Below are 6,836 nucleotides of genomic sequence, written 5' to 3'. Positions count from 1 at the left end.
TGGGGGTATATCGGGGGGGGTGGGGGGGGGGGGCTGCTGGGCCGCGGCACCCCCCTCCTTTCTTTACCCCTGCTTGGTGTTTGTGTTTTTTCCCGGGGGTGCCCCCCCCCCCCCCCCCCCACCTCCACCGCGTCTGTCTCCACGCCGAAGCGCTTGGCTCCGGCCGGTTCAGCAAACGGGCGCCACTGGTTCGTTGGAGCCGGTGTCCAGGAAACCGTCGCTGATCCAGTTGCCGTTCTCGAGCCGGTTCCACAGGTCGGTACGGCCCCAGACGCCGTCCACCGCCTCGCCCCTCGCGGTGCAGGCGATGGTGACCACGGTGCCGTTACCGACGGTGCCCACGGCGTCGTAGCTGGTGCCAGGGCCGGAACGCAAGGTGACGGAACTGTTCGAGCCGCCGTCGACGGTGCCGGTGGGCAGGGTGGTGCCCGCCCCGTAATTGGTGACCCGCCCGCCGACCGACACGCGAGTGCTGCCGCGCTGGGCGTAGCCGCCGTACGCCTGGCTGCCCTGGTAGAACGTCCAGCCGCCGACCGTCATGCCGTTCACGCTGATGTGGGTATTTCCGCGCAACAGGGAGAAATGCACGTGCGCACCGCTGCTGGACCCGCCGCACGGCAACTCGTTGCCGATGTGCCCGAGGTAGGTGCCAGTGCGCACAGTGCTGCCGTCGGCCAGCGTGGTCAGGTCGTACATGTGGTAGTAGGTGGTGCTGTATCCGTTGTCATGCACCACTTTCACCAGCGCACTGCGACCACGAACGCAACTTTTGTACACCCGTCCCGGTCCGGCGGACAGCACGCGGCCGTCACCGCCGTTGAAATCGATCGAGCTGAACGGCCGGGAGTCGCCGCTGTTGCCGTGCGGTCCACCGCCCATCCACCAGGCCACGCCCTGCGGCCAGGGCAGACCCAGGCCGGTGTCGGCGAGTGTCCGGTTCTGTCCCGCGGCGTGGTCGGCGAACGTCCGCTTCTCCCCTTCACTGAGCACCGCCGTCGGCGCCACGGTGGCCAACTCGGTGAATCCGGCGGTGCCGTCCAGTTCCACCCGCCAGCCGAGCTGACCACGTTGAGCCAGGAACAGCGCCATCAGGGGCGCACCGTGCTCCTGGCCGTAGGTCATCGGGATGGTGGTGCTGCCGAACACCCAGGACCCGGAGGCGCGGGTCGGTTCGAAGAGGGGTTCACGCAGCGACTGTGTGCCCCACTGTGCCTTCAGCGCGGCTCCGTGCTGCTCGAGCACGGTCGCGCGCACGGTGGTGGCGAGGTCGGGTTCGGTGGGGCCGGCGGTCGCCGTCGACGGGACCAACGTCATCGCGACGGCGACGAGCAGTGACGCGGAGATGGCGAATCCTCGGCGTGGGGAACAGGACATGTGCTCTCCAGGAAGTCGGCGCAGGGGCAGGGGCTGACCGCCGTTGCAGGTGGCTGTCGCGCTGATGACATACCCGCTGTCCGAGTGGGTCAAGGTGGTGGATGACCGCGTCGGATCGTCTGTGGAACCGGCCGCAATACTGTTAACAAGTACCTGCTGTTTCCGGACGTGGTGACGGGATTCCGCCTCCTAAACTGTTTGTTCCACAGTCGAGGGAGTCGCGTCGTGGCCGTCCGATCCGGTGCTGGTCAAGAGATCGACGTGCTGCTGCGCACCGGCCCCTTCCACGAGGCGCTGGACGCCGCGATCGGTCGCAGCGGTCTCACTCTGGAACGCCTGCGCGACCGGCTCGCCCGGCGCGGCATCCACATCAGCCTCGCGAGCCTGAGTTACTGGCGTCTGGGCCGCAGCCGTCCGGAGCGGGCCGACTCGCTGCGCGCGGTACAGGCCATCGAGACCATCCTTTGCCTGCCCCGCCACTCGCTGGAAGCGCTGCTCGGCCCACCTCGGCCGCGTGGCCGGTGGGCGGGGCGTCGGCAGCACGCCCGCCGGTATGGCCACATGCTGGAGCCGGCGCACTCGCTGGCCGAAACCTTGGAAACGCTGGCCGGGCCATCCGACGGAAACCTGCGGGCGTGGTGCCAGGACGACGCGGCCGTGGTGGACGCCGACGGCGTGATCCGCCGCATCCACACCCGGCAAGTGCTGCGAGCCATCGACGGCCACCCCGACCGGCATATCGCGGTGTACTGTGGCGACTCCGGCACTTCGCCGGAAGAGATCGTGCCCGAGGCCGTCGCGAACTGCCGTGTCGGCCGCGTGAGCCGCCACCCGAAGGCTCCGGTCATCGCCGCGGAGATGCTGTTCGACCACACCCTGAGCCCAGGCCGGACCCATCTGATGGAGTACGCCTTCACCATCGAAGGCGAGGGCGGGGAAGCCCTCGATTACCGGCGCGCCTTCCGTTATCCGGTGGGCAGCTATGTCCTCAGCGTTCGCTTCACCGAACCCCGCCTACCGGTGCGTTGCTTCGAACTAGTCCAGCACGACACGGATACACCCCTGGCCCGCGGAAACGAACTGTCCCTCTCTCCCGGCCGCCTGGCCCATCTCACCGCGACAAACCTGCAGCGAGGCGTGCTGGGCATCAGCTGGCAATGGACCTGACGAAATCCCGAACGACCCGAGCGGAACAACGCTGTATGCCGCTTTCCGTTGTTACGTTTTCGAATGAGTCCAGACTCAATGCCATGTAGTTTAAGTTGATCAACCCGTTGAACTGCGCTTTCTTGTCAGTGACGACAGTTTGCGCACCTCAGCTCATTGTGTCCATTATGGACTTTTTCCGGTGTGGCGCCAGTGATACGCGGGGCGTCGGTACAGGGGTCGTGAGTGGCGATTCGTGTTCTAGCCCTATTTATCACTCACGACCCCCTGTACCGACGTCTCACCAAGCCCCTACGCGCAGGCCAGCACACGTGGAGGCGTTCTTCGACGAGCGGCTGTTCGACGCGAACCTGGACCGGCTGCGCCGAGACCTCGAAACGTCACGCGATCGCCTCTTCGGCGCGATGGACCTACCGCGGGAGCTGTTCACCTGGAGCTGGGAAGCCTCACGCGCTGACGTTGTCCCCATCCGACCCGCAGCCGACCAGTCAGTGCTAACCGACGGTGTCGAGGAACCGGTTGTGGCGTAAGCGGAGTGCGCGTTCGATACTGGCCAGCGCGGCGCCGATGCCGAGCAAAGAGTTGAGCCACGCAGGAAGGGAGATGGGCGAAACGAAAGTCCCGAAGCGCGCCGCGACTGGCGGCAGTTTGAAGGCGACCTCGATGAGCTGCGGAATGAGGAGGAGCACCGAGATCACGAGCAGGGTGATCGACGTGACACTGATCGCGCGGCTCAGAACGGGATGCTTGCGGGCGAGGTGAGCACGGCGTCCTTCGGCCGAGGTGCGATCCGGGATCAGCGGATGCTCCTCCCCCGCCGCCGTGACATAGTGGCAGCGCTTCAGCCCGAACGGGGACTCCGCGACCTCGATCGTGCCGCTCGGGATGGGAAAAACGGCGGGGAGCTTCGATTCGGCCTGATGACGGCCGTCGAGGTAGAGATCGGCTGTGCCCTTGCCGTCGTTCGACCAGAACCGCCGACGATGAGGTACGTCAACGACGTACACCGCCCGCCACCCATCATCGTGCCCGAAAGCCAGCGAGTACAGCGACCGCGAGAAAGGCTGCCACCAGCGGAACGGCTTCAGCTCCCGCCCGGTTCCGGGCTTCACCCGCTTCGCCGCGCGACGTCGGCTCCACTCGTGCATGACAGCGTCTCCTCAGCCCGCCGACATCGCCGGCGGAGATCGATTCGGTAAGAACGGAAGCGTCAGGACAGGGACAGTGGTCGACACTGACCACGGTGCGCCGCCGGCATTGCGCGAGTCGTCGCCAGACGGTCAGTGCGCAAGGATCAGGGTCCGAGCACCAGCGGCACGAGGAAGTAGATCTCGATGGCCTCGTACACCGCGCCGATGACGAAGAGCGCGAGTGCTGGGAGCCAGAGCCAGCCAAGCCGGGTCAGACCGCGCACGTATCCCTGTCGGCGGGTGGGGGCGTCGACTGTCGCGGGCCGGAGCCAGGACCTGCCGAGCAGGTATGCGCCGAACATCACGAGCGCGTAAGCCTGGAACTCGATGAGCAGCGTGAGGGAATGCGGGATGAGGGTCAGTCGCGAGGTCGAGTCGACGGGGGCGAGCGTGATGCCCAGGTCGATCGTTTTGACCGCGAAGACCGCGAGCCCAGCGTAGGGAACCGCGAGTGACGGGAGGGTGATGAGCAGCAGCGCGGTCGGGAACACGTTGACAAGGAAGATGACCGTGCCGAACAACCAGCCATTGCCGACGATCGCGTTGACGAGCGCCCCCTGTCCGCCTTCCGCGAACGAGGCGACCCGCGCCGCGTACAGGCCAGGGAAGAGCGATCCCAGCGCCATGCCGAGGAGCAACACCCCGTAGACGAACACGTTGACGAGGAGATATGCCCGCAGGTCAGCGCGGATTATCTGGAACGGCCTGCGGAGGCAGTGCATGGGTTTCACGTCCATTTCGTTCGGCGGGCGACCGCATGTCGACCGCTTCGACCCAGCTTCTAATACACTGTGTTAGTGCGGTCGGCGATGACTGTAGCACAGCGTGCTAGTACAGTGTGTTAGAGGAGGTGGCAATGGAGCAGGAGACGGGCGCCGGCAGCCGGGACAGGGTTCTTCGGGCGGCCATGGCGATGTTCGGGGAGGATCCGGGTGCGCGGCTCAGCGTGCGGGCGGTGGCGGCGCGGGCCGGGGTGAGCACCGGCTCGCTCAGATATCACTTCCCGACGCAGCGCGCGCTGCAGGACGCCGTGCTCACCGGCATCTACGACGTGATCACCCCCGGCGACAGGATTCACGATCGATCGGCACCGGCGCGGGACCGGCTGATCGATTGCCTGCGGCAGGTGCTCGCTCTCGCCGGCGTGGGCGACCAGGCACGAGCAGGTTGGGGCGAGATCTTCAGGACATACATCGAGCCTGATCCGACCGACGAGAACCGCGCGGCGTATTTCGCTATCGAGCGGGAAGCACTACGCCGTGTCGAGCACTGGTTAACCGTCCTGAGCAACGAAGGCGCGCTCGCCGAGGGCGACAACCGGCGACGCGCCAGATTCCTCGTGACCGTCCTCAACGGACTCTCCATCGCGAGAGCCTTACCCTCCGACGAATCGATTCTGGCCACCGAAACCGAGACGCTGCACGCAGCCGTCGACCACGTCCTCGGTTCCCGATTCTGACGGCCGAGGCTTGCCGCACAGCCGCACAGCCGGACAGTGGACCGCGGAGCCGATCGCACGCGTTCCCGCTATGCCAGAGTTTCTTGAGTCGCACAGGGCTTCCCAGATCCGCAAGGTCCCATCTAGTCGGCCTTCCCGGCGCGCATCGGTGCCGGCACGTCCGGGCTGTTCACCAAGCCCCGCAACTCAGCCAGTCCCCATCAAACCAATGCCACGTAGCTTCAGTTGATCAACCCGTTGAACTGCGCTTTCTTGTCGGTGACGACAGCTTGCGCACCTCAGCTCATCGTGTCCACTCTGGACCGTTGCTGGTGTGGCGCCAGGGGTACGCGGGGCGTCAGTCATATCCGTCACACCCACACCACTGCGGAGCACCTGAGCGTCAGCAACGACGCGAAGCAGGGTTCAAGATCAACTCAAGCTACCTGGCATTGCCATCAAACCCGCTTAACCAAAGAGAATTACGAGACACTAGTGGGTTGCGGAGACACGTCGAGCAGTTGAGACCGCATGTCCGAGGGAGATTTCACGCGTTACTGGCACGGGTTGGCTCGGCGTTCCCGCCTGGGCAGCAGCTTCCCTCGACAGACGGTGCCGCGGACGCGAGTTCAGGGCGAGTGTGACGACACTCGAAACGGCCGGTCCGCGTCAGACCCGGACGATCATCTTCCCCACGTTCTTCCCCTGGAGCATGCCGATGAACGCGTCGACGACGTGGTCGAAACCGCCGACGACGGTCTCGTCCACTTTGACTTCACCGCTCTGGAGGTGCGGGACGAGGAACTCCTCCAGCTCGTCTTGACGATGCCGGTGATCGCGGACCAGGAACCCTTCCAGCCGGAGGCTCTTGTCGACTATTTCGAAGAGATTGCGCGGTCCTGGTGGGGGCTCGGCACTGTTGTACTGACTGATCGCACCACACCACGCGATCCGGCCACGGTCGCGCAGGGCACCGATGGCGGCTTCGAGATGGTCCCCGCCGACGTTGTCGAAGTACACGTCGATTCCGTCGGGGGCGGCCGCCTCCAGTTGCTCGCGGACCGGCCCGTCGTGGTAGTCGAAGGCGCTGTCGAATCCGAGGTCGTCGATGAGATGCTTGACCTTCGCCGCGGAACCGGTGCTTCCGATCACCCTCCCGGCGCCGAGCAGGCGGGCGAGCTGACCCGCTGAGCTTCCGACGCCACCGGCCGCCGCGGAGATGAACACGGACTCCCCCTCGCGCAACCGCGCGATCTTGGTCAACCCGACGTAGGCACTGAGCCCCGTTCCGCCGAGGATGCCCAGGTAGGCACTGACCGGCACGCCCGCCACCGACGGCAGCACCCGAGCGCCGCCCTTCTCCACCAAAGCGTGCGTACGCCAGGCTTGCCGGTGGAACACCAGGTCTCCCTCGGCCAGCCCGTCGGCGCGCGAGTCGACGACCCGGCCGATCGACCTGCCTTCCAGTGGGACGTTGAGCTGCCAGAGCTCGTCCATGGATTCGCGCATGTACGGGTCGACGGAGAGGTAGATGTTCTCCACCAGCGCCATGCCGTCCGCCGGCTTCGGAACGGGGCCCTCCACGAAGGCGAAGTCCTCTGGGACCGGCAACCCTCGCGGCCGCCTCACCTGATGCACGGCCCATGACCGATCAGCCATCGTTGCTC

General features: G+C 66.1%; 6 protein-coding genes. 2 read left to right on the top strand and 4 right to left on the bottom strand.

Translation table 11 applies throughout. The annotated features are described in order from the left end of the window. Positions 1 to 168: 168 nt before the first annotated feature. Positions 169 to 1,374: a M23 family metallopeptidase gene (locus tag ACZ6DT_RS19985; RefSeq protein ID WP_465597050.1), complete on the bottom strand. Its 1,206-nt coding sequence runs from the start codon at positions 1,372 to 1,374 to the stop codon at positions 169 to 171. A 225-nt stretch (positions 1,375 to 1,599) separates the two neighbouring features. On the opposite strand from ACZ6DT_RS19985, the gene ACZ6DT_RS19980 reads away from it, so the two are divergent. After that, the gene (locus tag ACZ6DT_RS19980; RefSeq protein ID WP_465597047.1) at positions 1,600 to 2,541 is read left to right on the top strand and encodes a hypothetical protein; all 942 of its coding nucleotides are present in this window, start codon (positions 1,600 to 1,602) and stop codon (positions 2,539 to 2,541) included. Positions 2,542 to 3,035: 494 nt separating this feature from the next. On the opposite strand, the gene ACZ6DT_RS19975 is transcribed toward ACZ6DT_RS19980, so the two are convergent. Continuing rightward, on the bottom strand, positions 3,036 to 3,689 hold the full coding sequence (locus ACZ6DT_RS19975) for a hypothetical protein (RefSeq protein ID WP_465597044.1): 654 nt from the start codon (positions 3,687 to 3,689) through the stop codon (positions 3,036 to 3,038). A gap of 146 nt (positions 3,690 to 3,835) precedes the next feature. Continuing rightward, entirely contained in the window at positions 3,836 to 4,453 is a 618-nt protein-coding gene (locus tag ACZ6DT_RS19970; protein WP_465597203.1) for a stage II sporulation protein M, read from the bottom strand. A 134-nt stretch (positions 4,454 to 4,587) separates the two neighbouring features. Here ACZ6DT_RS19970 and ACZ6DT_RS19965 point away from each other — a divergent pair, with 134 nt between their 5' ends. Then, entirely contained in the window at positions 4,588 to 5,190 is a 603-nt protein-coding gene (locus ACZ6DT_RS19965; RefSeq protein WP_465597041.1) for a TetR/AcrR family transcriptional regulator, read from the top strand. Between the two features lie 648 nt (positions 5,191 to 5,838). On the opposite strand, the gene ACZ6DT_RS19960 is transcribed toward ACZ6DT_RS19965, so the two are convergent. Next, positions 5,839 to 6,828: an NADP-dependent oxidoreductase gene (locus tag ACZ6DT_RS19960; protein ID WP_465597038.1), complete on the bottom strand. Its 990-nt coding sequence runs from the start codon at positions 6,826 to 6,828 to the stop codon at positions 5,839 to 5,841. Positions 6,829 to 6,836 lie beyond the last annotated feature (8 nt).

Source organism: Amycolatopsis sp. NPDC041971, assembly GCF_055588925.1.
This window is presented reverse-complemented; position numbering and strand designations above follow the sequence as displayed.